14 protein-coding genes are annotated in these 16,613 nt (G+C 46.9%); 9 read left to right on the top strand and 5 right to left on the bottom strand.

Annotated elements, in window-relative coordinates:
• Positions 1-108: 108 nt before the first annotated feature.
• Positions 109-858, bottom strand: a complete 750-nt coding sequence (locus KHS78_RS21890; RefSeq protein ID WP_211831141.1) for a hypothetical protein — start codon at positions 856-858, stop codon at positions 109-111.
• A 191-nt stretch (positions 859-1,049) separates the two neighbouring features.
• Between KHS78_RS21890 and fmt the strand changes: the two genes are divergently transcribed.
• From fmt to KHS78_RS21855, 7 genes are all read left to right on the top strand, one after another.
• Positions 1,050-1,997, top strand: a complete 948-nt coding sequence (gene fmt, locus KHS78_RS21885; RefSeq protein WP_211831140.1) for a methionyl-tRNA formyltransferase — start codon at positions 1,050-1,052, stop codon at positions 1,995-1,997.
• Position 1,998: 1 nt separating this feature from the next.
• Entirely contained in the window at positions 1,999-3,330 is a 1,332-nt protein-coding gene (gene rsmB / locus KHS78_RS21880; protein ID WP_211831139.1) for a 16S rRNA (cytosine(967)-C(5))-methyltransferase RsmB, read from the top strand.
• Between the two features lie 73 nt (positions 3,331-3,403).
• Complete coding sequence (trkA, locus tag KHS78_RS21875; RefSeq protein ID WP_211831138.1) at positions 3,404-4,777, top strand: Trk system potassium transporter TrkA; 1,374 nt, start codon at positions 3,404-3,406, stop codon at positions 4,775-4,777.
• A gap of 161 nt (positions 4,778-4,938) precedes the next feature.
• Positions 4,939-6,387 (top strand): TrkH family potassium uptake protein, encoded by a 1,449-nt coding sequence (locus KHS78_RS21870; protein ID WP_211831137.1) that lies wholly within the window; start codon positions 4,939-4,941, stop codon positions 6,385-6,387.
• Positions 6,388-6,915: 528 nt separating this feature from the next.
• The gene (locus tag KHS78_RS21865; RefSeq protein WP_211831136.1) at positions 6,916-7,797 is read left to right on the top strand and encodes a hypothetical protein; all 882 of its coding nucleotides are present in this window, start codon (positions 6,916-6,918) and stop codon (positions 7,795-7,797) included.
• On the top strand, positions 7,784-8,917 hold the full coding sequence (locus tag KHS78_RS21860; RefSeq protein ID WP_211831135.1) for an NAD(P)/FAD-dependent oxidoreductase: 1,134 nt from the start codon (positions 7,784-7,786) through the stop codon (positions 8,915-8,917). Before KHS78_RS21865 ends, KHS78_RS21860 begins: the two co-directional genes overlap by 14 nt.
• Positions 8,918-10,015, top strand: a complete 1,098-nt coding sequence (locus KHS78_RS21855; protein WP_211831134.1) for a hypothetical protein — start codon at positions 8,918-8,920, stop codon at positions 10,013-10,015.
• Between the two features lie 56 nt (positions 10,016-10,071).
• Here KHS78_RS21855 and KHS78_RS21850 read toward each other — a convergent pair whose 3' ends face one another.
• The 3 genes from KHS78_RS21850 to KHS78_RS21840 all read right to left on the bottom strand — a co-directional run bounded on the left by KHS78_RS21850 (position 10,072) and on the right by KHS78_RS21840 (position 13,128).
• Positions 10,072-10,500 carry a hypothetical protein gene (locus tag KHS78_RS21850; RefSeq protein ID WP_211831133.1) on the bottom strand — a complete coding sequence of 143 codons (429 nt, stop codon included), beginning with the start codon at positions 10,498-10,500 and terminating at the stop codon, positions 10,072-10,074.
• A 14-nt stretch (positions 10,501-10,514) separates the two neighbouring features.
• The gene (locus tag KHS78_RS21845; RefSeq protein ID WP_211831132.1) at positions 10,515-11,996 is read right to left on the bottom strand and encodes a hypothetical protein; all 1,482 of its coding nucleotides are present in this window, start codon (positions 11,994-11,996) and stop codon (positions 10,515-10,517) included.
• Between the two features lie 178 nt (positions 11,997-12,174).
• Positions 12,175-13,128 (bottom strand): aldo/keto reductase, encoded by a 954-nt coding sequence (locus tag KHS78_RS21840; RefSeq protein WP_246506765.1) that lies wholly within the window; start codon positions 13,126-13,128, stop codon positions 12,175-12,177.
• Positions 13,129-13,429: 301 nt separating this feature from the next.
• On the opposite strand from KHS78_RS21840, the gene KHS78_RS21835 reads away from it, so the two are divergent.
• Both KHS78_RS21835 and KHS78_RS21830 read left to right on the top strand, forming a co-directional pair.
• Positions 13,430-15,241 carry a hypothetical protein gene (locus KHS78_RS21835; RefSeq protein ID WP_211831131.1) on the top strand — a complete coding sequence of 604 codons (1,812 nt, stop codon included), beginning with the start codon at positions 13,430-13,432 and terminating at the stop codon, positions 15,239-15,241.
• A 291-nt stretch (positions 15,242-15,532) separates the two neighbouring features.
• Positions 15,533-15,949 (top strand): CBS domain-containing protein, encoded by a 417-nt coding sequence (locus KHS78_RS21830; protein ID WP_211831130.1) that lies wholly within the window; start codon positions 15,533-15,535, stop codon positions 15,947-15,949.
• A 245-nt stretch (positions 15,950-16,194) separates the two neighbouring features.
• Here KHS78_RS21830 and KHS78_RS21825 read toward each other — a convergent pair whose 3' ends face one another.
• Positions 16,195-16,470, bottom strand: a complete 276-nt coding sequence (locus tag KHS78_RS21825; RefSeq protein WP_211831129.1) for a hypothetical protein — start codon at positions 16,468-16,470, stop codon at positions 16,195-16,197.
• Positions 16,471-16,613 lie beyond the last annotated feature (143 nt).

Raw genomic sequence — 16,613 nt, 5'->3', positions numbered from 1 at the left:
TTAATGTATCTGGAAGCCGGTAAGCCGGCTTAAATAACAGGAAACTGAGTTATTTTTGAGCTGCATAATAGTGATTTAATAACTTCCATAAACTGTATTTCTTAAAAGTCACTTGCTCGCAGGTTCCCTAGGCATTGATGGAATATCATCAGAAATACTTCCATGATGGCTATCAGAAGAGTGTGCACCATCACGCTGTAAGCCTACTGTAGGTTCATCATCAGATTGAGAGACTAAACAACTCATTTTTCCCTTTACGATTTCGGCATAATTGACCACTTTCATTATGCCTTTATTTAAATCCTCTCCTCGCCTTACAGCTTCCAGCTGAACGGCATCTAACATGCCTTGCTCGACAGCTCTGCAACACAACTCATCAGGCAATCCTGTTGTTCTTGTCTGATAAGCCAGATAAAGAACGATACCGTTCATTCTATGTTCATCATTCAAAATATCTGGATTATTATTCGTTAATACTGCCAGCCTTTGTTGATCAGGTATTTTTATTCCATAATGCTGGAGCTTATAAACAAAGTCTGGGTAATCATTTTCTGCACGACTCATATTTCTTGTGGTTCTAGCAGAGTTCGCATGTTGTCGATTATCAACACCTAAACCTCGATCTATTCTTGGTTGCTGAATTCTCTGTCTATCAGGTTCAGGTACAACGACTCTATCGTTTAGAGTTTGCCTAGGCACTCTAGCTTCAATTGTTAAAATGACCACGATTCGTGGACAGCAACTAAAAACAAACGCCACGAAACGATTCCATATACTGGCGCAACATCCCAGGCCATCCTGCTGCGCTTCCGGATTGACTGTAACTTGCCTCATTCCAACCTGGCGAGTCGAATCCACGTCTATTCTCCTGAAAAATTGGGCTTTCAATTAAGACAGAAGAGGGGGTAGTTGGTTCCTAAAACCAAAGTTTGGCCTCCCCCTCTACAAAAAATAAAAGCAATAAATTCAATAAGTTAGCGTAATTGATTTTTCTTTTTTGATGTTAGGGAGGATAATGCAGTCATTTTCACACTTTTTCTTTATCCAAAATGACCCAACCATTACGTATCGTTTTTGCTGGCACCCCCGAATTCGCCAGTCTTCATCTTCAGGCTGTTATTGATAGCCCTCATGAAGTCATTGCCGTCTATTCGCAGCCTGACCGCCCAGCAGGGCGGGGGCGCAAGCTGACCCCCAGCCCGGTTAAGCAACTGGCGCTTGAGCATAATATTCCCGTATTTCAGCCCAAGACCCTGAAAGCTGAGGAAGCTCAGCAGGAACTGGCTGCCCTGAAGCCAGACCTGATGGTGGTCGTCGCCTATGGTCTACTATTGCCTCAGGCAGTGCTGGATATTCCGAAATATGGCTGTATCAATGTCCACGGCTCCATCCTGCCGCGCTGGCGGGGGGCTGCGCCGATCCAACGTGCCATTGCCGCCGGTGACAATGAAAGTGGTGTCACCATTATGCAGATGAATGCCGGGCTGGATACTGGCGATATGCTGCTGAAGGCCTGCTGTCCTATTCATGCTGACGATACGAGTCAGAACCTGCATGATCGTCTGGCGGAAATTGGTGCTCCCTGTCTCCAGCAAGCGCTGGATCAGATAGCCGCCGGCAACCTGACACCAGAAAAGCAGGATGATGCACTGGCCAACTATGCCCACAAGATGAGCAAGGAAGAGGGCGGTATAGACTGGTCCAAACCCGCTCAGGATCTCGATTGCCAGATACGCGCCTTCAACCCCTGGCCTGTAGCCTGGACCGAACAGGAAGGAGAACGCATTCGGGTATGGCAGGCCACCGCCATTGAAACGGCATCCGATAAAGCCCCCGGCACTATCGTTTCGGCCGACAAGCAGGGCATTGTTGTCAGCTGCGGCACCGGCTGCCTGATGCTGAAACAACTGCAGTTACCGGGCAGCCGGGCGATGAGCGTGCAGGACCTGCTCAACAGCCGCAGTGACCAGTTTGCACCGGGAAAACGGTTCGCCTGATATGACTATTTCACAACAACCGGTTCGGAAAAGTCCGGCCAATATCCGTCTGCAGGCTGCTCGCACCATCGCCGCTGTGCTCAAGGGGCAATCGCTGGCCACCATGCTGCCACAGGCGGAAAAGCGCCTTCACGACAGCGAACACCCGCTACTTCGCCAGCTCTGTTATGGTACGGCACGCCATTTCTTCAGTTTGTCGTTGATTCGGGATCGACTGCTCAGCAAGCCGCTCAAAGCCAGCGAAAAAGAAATACAGGCACTAATTCTGGTTGGTCTCTATCAGTTGCTTTACAGCCGTATACCGGAACATGCAATCCTCTCAGAAACTGTCAACGCCACACGCAACCTGAAAAAACCCTGGGCGAGGGGACTGGTCAATGCCGTCCTGCGCAGTGCCCAGCGGCAGAAGGCTGAGCTGGCAGACTGGCAAGGTTCCACGGAAGAAGCACGCTATGAACATCCCCAGTGGTTGCTTCGTCGCCTGAAGCAGGCCTGGCCCGAGCAATGGCAGGCTATCGTTGATGCAGGTAATCAGCAGGGGCCCATGACCTTGCGGGTTAACGCCCGGCAATTCAGTCGAGATGACTACCTGAAACAACTACTTGATGAAGGTATTGCCGCACATGCCTGCCAGTTCTCTGCCCACGGCATTCAATTGGAGGAAGCCGCTCCCGTCACAGCCCTACCGGGCTTTCAGGATGGCAGCGTCAGTGTCCAGGATGAAGCGGCGCAACTCAGTGCATCGCTTCTAGATGCCCAGGAAGGTGAGCGGGTTCTGGATGCCTGTGCAGCCCCCGGCGGCAAAAGCTGCCATATGCTGGAGCACACAGAAGGTGTAAACCTCTGGTCACTGGATGTCGACAGCGAGCGGGCAGCCCGTATCCATGAAAACCTGTCACGCCTGAAGCTGACCGCGAATGTCATCACCGGTGACGCCACCCAGCCAGATACCTGGTGGGATGGCCAGCCTTTCGACCGCATTCTGTTGGACGCTCCCTGTTCCGCCACCGGTGTCATTCGACGGAACCCTGATATCAAATGGCTGCGCAGAGACGACGACATCCCCCAGTTGGCGGATCTTCAGCGGGAAATCATGGATACAATGTGGTCCCTGCTAAAACCGGGCGGCATCCTGCTCTATGCGACCTGTTCCGTGCTGCCAGATGAAAACAGCCAGCAAATAAAGGCATTCCTTGAGCGGCACGACGACATCATTCTGGAGCCTGTCCCGACAGAGTATGGTCTGGATACCGGTTACGGCATTCAACTGCTGCCAAAACCCCAGGGAAATGATGGCTTTTTCTACTGCCGGTTACGTAAAAAAGCGTCATAATGCAGGATTGACCTGGTGACCGTCGGCCACGCCGGCGGCCTCACGATGTAAGGAACCCATTCAGGCACGTTTCATGAAAATTATCATTCTCGGCGCCGGACAGGTCGGGGGCACCCTGGCTGAGAACCTGGCCAGCGAAGAAAACGATATCACGGTCGTGGATACCGATGGTGATCGACTCAGGGAGTTGCAGGACCGGCTCGATATCCGCACGGTTCACGGCATGGCTTCATTTCCCTCGGTCCTGAAGCAGGCGGGCGCCGATGACGCTGACATGCTGGTCGCCGTCACCAACACCGATGAAGTGAACATGGTGGCCTGCCAGATCGCTTACACCATGTTCCGGACGCCGACCAAGATCGCCCGGATTCGCCAAACTGCCTATCTTAGCCGGGCCGGCCTGTTCAATGACGAAGCGTTCCCGGTCGATGTTCTGATCAGCCCGGAACAGGTCGTCACCAAGTATGTCACCCGCCTGATTGAATACCCCGGCGCGCTGCAGGTGCTGGATTTTGCCGGCGGAAAAGCGCAGCTGGTTGCCGTGAAGGCTTATTATGGCGGACCGCTGGTCAATCAGGAACTCCGGACCATCCGCGAACACATGCCCAATGTGGATACCCGGGTTGCGGCCATCTTCCGGCGCGGCAAAGCAATCATGCCGGAAGGCACCACAGTGATCGAAGCCGACGACGAAGTCTTCTTCATTGCTGACCGCAAGCACATCCGGGCCGTCATGAGTGAGCTGCGCCGTCTGGATCAGGACTACAAGCGCATCATCATCGCCGGCGGGGGCAACATTGGCCTGCGGCTGGCCCAGGCGATTGAGGACAAGTACAACGTCAAGATCATTGAGCACAATGTTCAGCGTTGCCATCACCTGTCTCAATCCCTGAACAAGGCCATCGTTTTCAACGGCAATGCCTCTGACCGGGATCTGCTGGTCGCTGAAAGCATTGAGGAGACCGATGTCTTCATCGCCCTGACCAACAACGATGAAGCCAACCTCATGTCCTCGTTGCTGGCCAAGCGCCTCGGTGCCCGCAAGGTAATGGCATTAATCAACAACCCGGCCTACGTCGACCTGCTGCAGGGTGGCAGTATTGATATCGCGATCTCACCCCAGCTTGCCACGATTGGCAGTCTGCTTCGTCACGTCAGACGCGGGGATGTAGTGAACGTTCACTCACTTCGCAGGGGTGCAGCAGAGGCTATCGAGGCTATCGCCCACGGCGATGAGACCAGCTCTCGAGTCGTTGGCCGCACCATTGGCGCGATCGAACTACCGCCTGGCACCACCATCGGCGCAGTCGTACGGGACGACCAGGTGCTGATCGCCCACGATCATATCGAGATTCAGTCCGGTGACCACGTTATCTTGTTCCTCACCGACAAGAAGCGTATAACCGAAGTGGAAAAACTGTTCCAGGTAGGACTCAGTTTCTTCTGAACAACCGGTAAAACCTGGCCGCACAATAAACACTGATACCGCGGCCAGTCACTTTACGAAGGAATAACAACAGTCTGTTCTGTACTCGCCGCCGGATTGGCCATAACAACACGGAACAAGGCGCTGGGGTACAGAAACAAGGTGCTTTCTGGGGGAGTTGAATGCATCTGCCGGTCATTCTGCGCATTCTGGGGATTCTTCTGGTGCTGTTCAGCACCGCCAGCCTGCCGCCCATGGCAGTGGCCTGGTGGTACGGCGAACCGGAAATCATGCTGTTTACCTATACCTTCCTGATCACCCTGGTGACCGGGCTGGTCTTCTTTCTGCCGTTCAGCCGGGCCAAACATGACCTGCGTCCACGGGACGGCTTTCTGATTACCGTGCTGTTCTGGGCGGTTCTTGCGGTTTTCGGTGCCTTTCCTCTCCTGTTGATGGATGCGCCGTCGCTATCCGTCACTGATGCTTTTTTTGAGTCCATCTCCGGCCTGACCACCACCGGCGCCACAGTGCTAACCAATATCGACGCCATGCCTCGCGCCATCCTGTTTTACCGACAACAACTGCAATGGCTGGGCGGCATGGGGATTATTGTTCTTGCCGTCGCTATTCTGCCCATGCTGGGTATCGGTGGCATGCAGCTCTATCGGACGGAAGCCCCCGGGCCGGTCAAAGACCGTAAGCTGACTCCTCGTATTGCCGAAACGGCTAAAACACTCTGGTACCTCTACCTCGGCCTGACCGTTGCCTGCGCGCTGGCTTACTGGATGGCTGGCATGACGCCGTTTGATGCCATCAGCCACAGTTTTTCCACCGTCGCCATCGGCGGATTCTCAACCCATGACGCCAGTATCGGCTGGTTCAATAGTCCTGCTATTGAAGGCATCGCGATCTTTTTCATGCTGATTTCCGGCATCAATTTCGCCATGCATTATCTGGTCTGGCACAACCGCAGTTTCCTGATGTATTTCTCAGACCCGGAAGTCCGTGGTTACCTTCTAATGCTGGTTGGCGTCTGCCTGCTGACGGTACCGGTACTGCTTTACAATGATGTCTACGACGGCATGGAAGCGGCCCGATACGGTATCTTTGAAGTGGTTTCGGTGGCGACAACCACAGGGTTCGCCACCACAGACTTCTCTATCTGGCCCACATTCCTGCCACTGCTGCTCTTCCTGACCAGCTTTGCCGGCGGCTGTGCAGGTTCCACGGCCGGCGGCATGAAAGTGATCCGGATACTGCTGATCTTCAAACAGGGGTCACGAGAACTGAAGCGATTGATTCATCCCAACGCGATCTTTTCCATAAAACTGGGCCGTAAACCAGTGGACGACAAGGTAGCGGATGCTGTCTGGGGCTTTTTCTCGGCGTATGTTTTCCTGTTCATCGTTATGTATCTTGCGCTTCTTGCCACGGGTCTGGATATCACCACGGCGTTCTCCGCCGTTGCCTCCTGTATGAATAACCTGGGTCCTGCACTGGGCGAAGCATCATCCAACTACCAGAGCCTGCCAGATACCGCGAAGTGGATTCTGAGCTTTGCCATGCTGCTGGGGCGTCTGGAAATCTTCACCTTGCTGGTGCTGTTTACCCCAATGTTCTGGCGACACTGACCTTCTTCACAGAAATAAGTCCGAACATGTTCCTGAATTTTGCGATTCAGGAACTTTTTTCTTACTCACGAACTCTATTGAATGAATCCCTAAAATCGGGATTCATGTTTTTATTCATTAGCATCCAGGAGTACCAAACCATGGAAAATCTCACAATTAATCCTAACGCCAGAAACAATAGGCTTCTAAGCGGCCCGGAAATGTCTCATCAGCATGAGGAGACACGGAGCTTGGTTTGGCAAGCCTGATACCTATCCCCTTCAAAGAAGTGAGCGTTTAGACCAAAGGCATGTAGATTCTTGTCAGGTTCAACTCAACCTGCAAACGGAAGAACCCTACCATTCCTCATACCTTCCTGTTACACCATCGGGTGCATCTAATCCGTTAGCCGTCCTAGAGTCCTTACTTGAGAGCAAACCTCCTCAAGACGATCTCAAGAACATAATCCAGGCACTGAGTAGCTCATTGGTAGATCACTGTTCTGGGAATAAAAATACCAGAAAAGGTCTTAAGCAACTTCTCAGTAAGATGGACGAAACCGCTCATGAACGCACCGCGCACCTGCATTTCATCCTTTCCACACAGCCAGCTAGCGTGATACCCCATAAATATATACCTGTGCATTCGAAAACAGTTGGCGCCATAAATATTACCACCCTGGATCACACAACCATCTACAAAGCCCTTTATCCGGGTTTTCTGGTTCCATGCTGCCTTCGGCTGGATACTCCTCACACAAAGTATCTGTACATGATCCTGTTGTACCCAGAAGTTACGCTAACCATTCTCGAAACAAGTGATGGAAAACTACTTACTTCTATCGTCACCGTAGACAGGGGGGACCAGGGGATTGCTTTGTGTCATGTGGATAACTGCAGGGGAAGTTCTGGTTATCTTAAGCCAGAAAAAACAAGGCAAGCCATTGAGGCGTTTGCTCAATATCTCAGTCAATCAATGGGTAAGCCTGTTTTTCTAGCCCCCGGTGAGGCCACCATTGAAAACCTGACGACACCTGATCAAAGAAACGCCTGCCAGACAATTCTGGATAACCTGCTCAAACAGGCCATTATCGAGCTTTCTGGTAATCAACAATTCCAGAAACTGCAAGACAAGTCTGCTAATGACAGGACCGTCGTATCCAATAAGGACCTCAAACAACTTTCATTTATTCTGGAAAACCTGACCACGGCAAAACTATCGGCCTACATCAGGCAGCAAACAATCAAGTACTGCGCGGAAGTCCTCAATTACCCGTATGCCTTCACGGATAATCATCTGGTGCCAGAGCGAATGGAGGATGACTACTTGCAAGTTAACCTCAATGAAGGACATGGTTCTTGCGAGGTATATCTACAAATCGCGCCTATAAAGCCATTATCCGGGGATGAATCTCACCATGAGTCGGTTTGATATCATCATTGTTGGTGGAGGCGTAGCCGGATTGTCCGCCGGCTACGCCCTATCATTGCAACGGAAACGGGTACTGGTCTTGGAACGTGAAAGCCAGCCAGGCATACATGCGAGCGGACGGGCTGTTTCCGTCTATGCACAATCCAATGGCTATGATAATCCGGTTATATTGGCTTTAACTAAAACCAGCCTGAGTTTCTTCCTGACCCCACCCATAGGATTCTGTGACTTTCCACTTGTGCACCAATGCTCTGTTATTTTTATTTCACCACTGCATAAAGAAGAAAAGCTACGTGTATTATGGCAATCAATGCATGCCGTGTTGGATAGGGTACAACTGCTATCGAGCCCCCCACTTGAAGCGCTTCCCCTATCCAGTCAGATGAGTCGTGAGGTTGTGTATGACCCCTACACTTTCGATATCGACAGTCATGGACTGTTAACCGGTTATCGTCGCGCTATAAAAGCCAATCATGGACAATTTCTGCCCAACAGTACTGTGGCAACACTGAATTATGAGGGTGGCTTGTGGACGGTATTAACACATTGCAACGCCTATCAGGCTCCCATCATAGTCAATGCAGCCGGCGCCTGGTCAGATGAAATCGCACAGCTGGCAGGTATACAACCGCTTGGCCTGCTACCGTTACGTCGCACTGTGATAACAGTCAGTCACAACAGAACTGAATCCTCCAAAGTGGCCCCGATGAGTATTGGTGCTTTGAGTGATTTCTATATCAAACCGGAAAAAGGTGTTTTGCAGGTATCCCCCTGCGATGAGCATCTAAGTTATCCCTGTGACTCCCGCCCGGAAGAGATTGATATTGCCATTGCAGCCGAAAGACTTTTTCAAACAACAGGCATATCCACTCAGCGAATCAATTACGCTTGGGCTGGCTTGAGAACCTTTTCTCATGATCGAACGCCGGTCATCGGTTTCAGCAACCAAATAACAGGTTTTTTCTGGCTAGCAGGGCAGGGAGGCACCGGCATTCAAACCGCTCCCGCATCCGGCTGGCTGACAGCTTCATTAATTCTGGGTCATGGCATTCCGAAAGAGCTCAGAGACCAGGGAGTTACTGAAGAAAGCATCAGCCCTAAACGTTTTGAGGTGATATAAATGTCTACAATAAAGCGCCTCAAGGCTATTTTATTGCCAGGGCTTGTGTTTCAGTCGACGATTATCGGTGGCGGTTATGCCAGTGGACGCGAACTCGTCGAATTCTTTCTTCAATATGGGCCTGTTGCAGGTTATTTCGGTTTTATCCTGACTTTTTGTATTTTTGCATTAGTGCTTATCGTCAGTTTTGAATTTGCCAGAATAACGAATAGCTATGACTATAAAACATTCTTCCAACACCTTCTCGGACGTTTATGGTTTCTTTATGAACTTTTCTTTTTTATCACTCTGATGATTGTTGTTTCAGTATGCAGCTCTCTGGCTGGAGGAGTCATCGCTCACTCTACCGGACAGAATGAAACACTTGGAATGATAGTATTTATCTGTATCGTAACGTTGGCAAGCAGTCTGGGAAATGAAAAAATCGAGACATTCATGAGTTTTTGGTCTGTCGCGCTTTACGGTACATATTTCATGTTTTTTATGTATGGGATCAAACCGATAAATATCACAAACAATGATATTTTCTATATTCTTACCAATGACAATGATTGGTTAAATGGGGCTACAACGTTTGCTGTCAGTAGCTTGGCTGCGATACCTGTCATACTTTTTTCATTACGCTCTTTAGATAGCTCTTGCTCTTCTATTGCGGCAGGATTCAGTGCGGGTTTACTCGCCATTATGCCAGGATTAGCCTTTTACACCGTAATGGTGGGCTATTACCCCGAAATCATTGATGACAGTGTGCCATTAACACGGATATTGCTAGAAATAGACTCCCAGTTGCTCAGCGGCCTTTTCCCTTTAATCATTTTTGGGACATTGATAGAGACCTGCTCAGCTCTTTTTCACACATTCAATGAACGCCTATCGGTGGCCAGCAATAAAAATATATCTTCAGAAAAACGCGCAATAATTACATTTTCCCTATTAATCGTTACTGTTTTTATTGCAAACAACGCTGGTTTTATTTACCTCATCAATAAAGGGTATAGAGTCATTTCATGGATGTTTTATGCTCTATTCTTCGTCCCACTATTCACAACAGGTATCAAATTGATATTTTTAAAAAACTATCAAAAATATAATTATTGACGTTTGTTCATTACTTAATGAAAGAAGTCTATAACAAGGAGTATCTTGTACAATGCTTAATACCAGAACAGCATTTTCACCTTGTCATCGAATGACCAGTGATTCAGCATCCACTGGCCATTCGACTGATAAAAGATAAAACGCCAAACCAGCGCATGCTTCTCAAACTTTTGCAGGTAGGCATACTGGATTAATGAATTCCCAGCCTCCTCAACCTTGATCAGGTCAAAACCTACGGGCTTACCATAACGCTGCAAGACCAAGGGCATCTGCCTTTCTACCTGACTGACCTGAGCATTCATCTCCGTAACAGGAAAGAGTACATACGGCTTCAGGCGCTCCATACCATCCTTGAGGTTCCCTTTACCGACATCCTTCATGACGGTTTCAACCAGTGCCTGCATGGCTTTCTGATTCTGCAACGGCTCCGCCGCTGACAGTGAAAACGAAAACATCAAGAGTATCGAGCTGATTAGGTAACGCATGTTTCATCCCTGTTTTATGGTTGTTGCTGGTCTCTTTGCCAGGTATTCAAGTGAATCCCTGTCGTGCAGGTCGCATCAGAAAATGCCCTGAGGGGATCAACGATTGCCCGACGACGCGCTCTCAATTCATTAATTTCCGCTTTGTCGGCCTGGTAGGCCTGCCAGGCATCAGAGCGATACAACGTATCAATCAAATCCTCGACTACATCATGACGGGCCTCATGGCCGCTACCCAGCATGGCTGGTTGATCCTGCCAGGGTACCTGTATGGCTTCAGGCAACCGGTGAAGCGCTTCTTCCAGCTGAGCTTCCGGGAGTTTTTCCTGCCGGTTTTTCTCAATGAAACGGCGGGCATTGAGCAGGTCACTGAACGCGACCTCAAATCGGTCTGTCAGTTTTTCAAGCTGGCAGATACGCGCTTCCAGCAGGCCAACTTCTGAGACCATGTCATCAAAGTCCGTAATCATTTCATTGAGCTGTGAATTTCTGGCAATCACTGCACGCTGTTCGGCCGAAGAGGGATGGAAATCTTCCCCCCTGACCATGTTGCCAACCTGTCTCTTCAGTGTCTTCTGCCACTGGCTGACATTGAAAATCATGGCGTCTTTCAGCGGAAGATCCGATAAATGGGGAATATTGACCGTTGTGAGTGTCTGCCTCTGGTGATCATTACGGTTACCCGTCAGTGAGGTATCAGCAGGCGGTATGCCAGGTTCCTTACTGTCTAAACTGAGCCGGTCCTGCCAGCGGGTCTTGAGATGGATACCGGATACCCGAGTTGCCTCTGAAAACGCTTTCAGGGGCTCAATCAACTCATTACGCTGATTGTCGAGTACAGTAATACTTTCCTGATCATTCCGGTAACAGCGGTACTGATCGGACTTATGGAACACCTCCACGGCATTCTTCATCTGCCGCAGCCGCTCATCCTCGTCGGTGACCAGATACCAGGCCATTTGGCCGGGCATATGAATATGCTCTGGCAGATGCCGCAGTGCCGATGACAACCTGTGCTCTGACCACTGCGCCTTGTTATAACGGTCAACGATATGGCAGACCTCAAAGGCCAGGCTGTATTCAATCTCAAAGCTGCTGCACTTGTTTTGAAGCAGGATGATTTCAGTGTTAATGACCTGAACTTTATCAACCAGCCGGTCAAACCGTTGCGCCATTTCACGGATGGTCTCATTCGCCCGGACGGCCTGGCGATGGTATTTCGACATTTTGTGGAAATCTTCACCTTTCAGGGTGGTTTTTACCTTATTCCCGACCGTTCTGATCGATTTATCCAGGCTATATCTCAGGGTCGCGATGGGGGAGATTTCATCAAACAGGGTAGGGCGATAGGCATTGAAGTCTGCCGAAGCCTCCCGGTTCTGGTCACTTTGCTTACTGGTTGTGGCAAATTGCGGTATATCAGTGCTTGCACTGTTATTGGCTGTGTTAATCGCTGAATCGTTATCCGATGAATTCTGACGAGATGAAGGATTTTCCATGCTGCTACTTCCTTGATAATGCTGGCGGGTTACGATGAGTACATTGGTTTAATTATTGGCTATCCCTCTCGTTTGCCGCCGAATCCTTTGAGACTGATTTGAAATATCATTGATGGAATCCAATCAGGAATATAGGAAAAGTCCCTTTACTACGTCCTGACCGAGCGAAATTCAACCATCACGCCTCATCCCAGATCGATGCCAGCGTATAATCACTCCCTTCCACAACAAATAGCCGACCGTCGATATAACGGAAATGGCGCTCCAACTCCGAAATCCGGTCAACATCCTCAATACTGAGCAGCAGATTAGCAGCTTCCAGGTTTTCCCTTTGCCGTATGGGTGATACGGATTTAGGAATCACATACACCCCGCGCTGCACAGCCCATTGGATCAGCACCTGGGCGGGAGACATATCATGTCTGTGGGCAATTTCCCCGATAATGGCATTATCCAGCAGGCTTGGCTCATCCTCAGAACGCACATTGGCATCTCTACCCATGGAGCCCAGCGGTGCATAGGCCGTCACCTGTATGCGATGCTCCTGGCAGAAGCGAACTAACATTTGCTGTTCCAGAAAAGGATGAAGCTCTACCTGATTCATCGCAGGCTGAATCCTCGCTTCTGTAATGAGCTTTTCAAGCTTACAGATACTGAAATTGGCCACTCCGATGTATCGAGCCAGCCCTTTATCCACACAGGCCTCCATCGCTGCCCAGGTTGTCTCTAAAGGTAATATTTTCAAAGAGATACATTCATCAGCGGTGGATGCAAACTGTACATCTGACCTCACGGCCACAGGCCAGTGCATAAGATATAGATCCAGATAATCCAGATGCAGGTCTGAAAGTGTCTTTTCCAGTGCAGGCATTATATCCTCAGGTGCGTGGGCGTTATTCCAGAGTTTTGACGTGATAAACAAGTCTTCCCTGCGCACACCCCCATCCTTGATGGCATCACTCAATGCCTGGCCGATATCAGGTTCATTACCATAGATAGAAGCGCAATCGATATGCCTATACCCCATCGAAATCGCTTCCCGGATCGCCGTATAGGCAACCTCAGGCTCCGATTTCCATGTTCCCAGCCCCACTGCAGCAAGAGAATCACCCGATAGCGTCGTCAAACTCATGATTTTTCCTCTATATCCAGACTGGACTCATCCAGTAACTCACTTTCAATGAGGTGAGATAGTAATAACAATAAAATCTGAGAGGTTATTACGATTAAGTGAAAAATAGAATATTGCTTAAAACTTTATAAATTATTTTTTTAATAATTATTTATTATTTATATATAGCTTTATATTACTATTCAAAATCAAAATCTGCACCATTAGTCTCTAACGGGAACTTTTCTAAATAAATAGTGACATATTCTATATAGCTTTAATTTTTTCATATTAATTTGGACAGAAAAAGTGGATCAATATTATGTCTTCAATTCAAGCAAAAACATCTTTACCTTTAGATCCCGCCCTGTTGGATGTCAATTCCACTTCTCACTATCTAACAAATAGTATTCCTACAAAAGAGCCAGAAACTATAGGCGATAAAATTCCTCCTTCAAAAACTCGCTTCCAAACAATAAGAGAACGATTATGCAGTTTTTGGGATCGATATTTTTGTAGGCTCTCTGATTGCTGTTGTTATAAATTATGGGAAAAGATATTGATATTACTAAAAATAAGAAAACCAGAAGAATCACAAGAAGAGGATAGTGATGATGTAAGCGATCCTATTTATTTTATTCAACTAAGCGATAGGGACTTTAAAAATACTCCTCCGATGTGTGAAATAGTAGATATTCAAAAACCAGTATCAACAAGTACGACACATCCGTTTTTAGGTGATATACAGCCACACTTACCGGCCTTACAACCTCACTGCTCTGACAAAGCGGTTTCCCCCGCACCTCCCCCAATGACAACAACAGTAACGCTGAAGAGAGAGAAATATGAAAAGCAATTTAGTCCTTATTCCAATGGAGAAACAACAACTTCTTTTACACCACTCAATACTATGGCGCCCTCTGCGCCTATTAAAGAAGAAGTAATAGTAGCATCTATTGATATACATCAGAAAAAAGTCAGCACGAATTCAAGAGATCAAGAAGAAAATCATTATGAAACACTATTAAAATCAGCAGATGCTATAGAGTTTCCAGTAATGGCATTGGATTACGAGGATACTGATACAACAAGCCAATCTTCAAATGACACTGTTGTGAGCGAGATTTATCGCCCTTTGGATATTACTCATTCCCATTCAGAGGTATGGCAAGAACAAGGTTCTCCAGAAGGTTTAAGTTCAGTGAACCTAGCAACCGATGAAGCCCCTCCTATGGAAGATCCTGACCTTGAGGCTGAGGCTACAGCTGATTTAACAGCACTAGAGAGAGCTCAACAAGCTGGTATCCAAACAAGTCCTGATTTCTACAGAAGGGTCGCTTTATATGAGATGATGTATAGCGTACAGCAATTGTTACAGCAGCTGGAAGATGATGCGATCTGTCATTTACTCCCTGCAGAATTATGGATTGATTTAAATTCTAATTTACACGTTCTTGGTTCAACATTCACCCATTTAGGGTTATTTGATAAAAAACAAAACAATATAGAAAAACAAAATCGTTATATCGCTGCCCTTGTATCAAAACAAACAATTGAAGATCTAGACCCTGAGCTTGCAATTTTTGTTAAATCCATTAGGGATTTGAATTTTTTAATGAATAAACTAAAAAAATTAACCGATAGCTTAACTGATAAAAAGCTTTTTATACAGGCATTCAAACATAATATTGATACAATAAACGAATTAATTTCTTTATTGTATCATTCAAAAGAACTTCAATGGGAAGATAAAGATTATTTAAATTACTTCAGAGAGAAAAGGTCAAGTTTTGGATTTACTCCATCAGGCAGTTTTTTCAGATATAAAGAATCAGAAACACCATTAAAACTAAGAGATGATAGAGGTAACCAACCAGATTCTGATAGACAGGAACATCATACCCAGTCAGCCGATTGTATTCCTCCACTTATTGATGTTATGACTTCAACTGATTTAGAGGCTTGTTCAATTGACGCTCTTCTTGATGATGAACAGCTTTGTAAATTACAGCATTGCTATGAGGAACTGGATGAATGGCTATCTGCAGTACCTCATAAATCTTTAACTCAATCAGTATCCTTAAATTCACTGTATCCCAGAGCATACACTAACAAACAAAATGGAAAAATTTAACACAATACAAATTTTTAACGTAAGCGTAAAAACAAAAACAAAAACAAAAACAAAAACAAAAACAAAAAACAAAAAACAAAAAACAAAAAACAAAAAACAAAAAACAAAAAACAAAAATGAGACTTTTTTCTAAAGCATAAAGATATTTAATGCGAATTAAACGTATATTGATTTGCAAAAGTTAAATCACAACCCATCAGTTTTTCTAAAACCATTTTTCACATTCCCGTTTCCCCCATAACCCGCTATTATAAAATCTCAAAATGACAGATATAAGCTACGGATCGTATTATGAAAAAACACGAAAGCATTCAAAAAGTGATGACAACAAGCCCGATTACTGTTCAAAAAGGGCAAAAACTGAGCGACGTTAACGCTATTTTTCGTGAACATAATATCCATCATGTGCCAGTGCTCGATCACAAACAGCCCGTCGGCATCATCGCTGAAACAGATATACTGCGCCTTGTTTATGATGCCGGCAACACTGACAACCGCACCCAGGACACTCTCATGGATCAGCTTCACACTATTGCTGAAGTCATGAGTAATAACCTGAAAACCCTACCAATCACAGCAACAGTCAAAGATGCTGTCGAGGTACTAACAGATAATCGCTACCACTCTGTTATGGTTGTCGATAACGATCAACTGGCTGGTATCGTTACTTCAACGGATATTATTCGATATTTTCACAGTCAGTTTTAAAAAAAGGGGATTAAATCCCCTTTCAACTTTAAATATAAACACTTATAGCCAACCAATAGAAAACTACGAAATTGGCCTATTTTCTTAATTTCCATGAGCTAATCTTGATGTACATGCGCAGCTATTATTTAGCTTCTAGGGAATGGACTAAACTGTGGCCTACAGACCCAAGCGGTTATTGAGCATCACAGTATTTTATTCAAGATGGTCAAGCATTCTGTAACAACTAGAATAATCAGCTTTATTTAATTATCTTTTTTTCGGTCTTCGTGTTGCTCACCTGTTGTATCTTCTGATGATAAATCCATAGGTAGCGCCGCTCTGCCGATTACACACCTTTCACCACCACCTTCCGGGATTGACCTCCCTTCTTGCTCTATTAATCTTCTATTATAACGTTTCATCTTATCCTCCAGTAATTTAAACGCATTTATCATCTCTACCGTATTCCCCATTACTTTCATTGCTGCTTCTAAAATCTCTTTCTCTTCTTGAAATTTTATCTCTAAAGCCACTTTCATTTCACTTATAAATTTACCTGATTACCACCTAACATAAGCCATTCTCCCGTCTAAACTTACGACACTGGTTTTCCTTGGGTTAGGAGACGTGTCATGGCCAGGAACAAAATCCAGTTTCAGAAAGGCATGAGCCTTGTGGAATT

Origin of the sequence: Kistimonas asteriae (genome assembly GCF_018263925.1) — a bacterium.
In the GTDB taxonomy this organism is placed as follows: domain Bacteria; phylum Pseudomonadota; class Gammaproteobacteria; order Pseudomonadales; family Endozoicomonadaceae; genus Kistimonas; species Kistimonas asteriae.
Note: the sequence above shows the minus strand (reverse complement) of the source record. Positions and strands in the feature narration are given on the sequence as shown.

What these genes read in the sequence shown, in the direction of transcription:
- fmt (WP_211831140.1), top strand. Translation starts at nt 1,050, where the DNA reads ATGACCCAACCATTACGTATCGTTTTTGCTGGCACCCCCGAATTCGCC.
- rsmB (WP_211831139.1), top strand. Translation starts at nt 1,999, where the DNA reads ATGACTATTTCACAACAACCGGTTCGGAAAAGTCCGGCCAATATCCGT.
- trkA (WP_211831138.1), top strand. Translation starts at nt 3,404, where the DNA reads ATGAAAATTATCATTCTCGGCGCCGGACAGGTCGGGGGCACCCTGGCT.
- KHS78_RS21870 (WP_211831137.1), top strand. Translation starts at nt 4,939, where the DNA reads ATGCATCTGCCGGTCATTCTGCGCATTCTGGGGATTCTTCTGGTGCTG.
- KHS78_RS21865 (WP_211831136.1), top strand. Translation starts at nt 6,916, where the DNA reads ATGGACGAAACCGCTCATGAACGCACCGCGCACCTGCATTTCATCCTT.
- KHS78_RS21860 (WP_211831135.1), top strand. Translation starts at nt 7,784, where the DNA reads ATGAGTCGGTTTGATATCATCATTGTTGGTGGAGGCGTAGCCGGATTG.
- KHS78_RS21855 (WP_211831134.1), top strand. Translation starts at nt 8,918, where the DNA reads ATGTCTACAATAAAGCGCCTCAAGGCTATTTTATTGCCAGGGCTTGTG.
- KHS78_RS21850 (WP_211831133.1), bottom strand. Translation starts at nt 10,500, where the DNA reads ATGCGTTACCTAATCAGCTCGATACTCTTGATGTTTTCGTTTTCACTG.
- KHS78_RS21845 (WP_211831132.1), bottom strand. Translation starts at nt 11,996, where the DNA reads ATGGAAAATCCTTCATCTCGTCAGAATTCATCGGATAACGATTCAGCG.
- KHS78_RS21840 (WP_246506765.1), bottom strand. Translation starts at nt 13,128, where the DNA reads ATGAGTTTGACGACGCTATCGGGTGATTCTCTTGCTGCAGTGGGGCTG.
- KHS78_RS21835 (WP_211831131.1), top strand. Translation starts at nt 13,430, where the DNA reads ATGTCTTCAATTCAAGCAAAAACATCTTTACCTTTAGATCCCGCCCTG.
- KHS78_RS21830 (WP_211831130.1), top strand. Translation starts at nt 15,533, where the DNA reads ATGAAAAAACACGAAAGCATTCAAAAAGTGATGACAACAAGCCCGATT.
- KHS78_RS21825 (WP_211831129.1), bottom strand. Translation starts at nt 16,470, where the DNA reads ATGAAAGTGGCTTTAGAGATAAAATTTCAAGAAGAGAAAGAGATTTTA.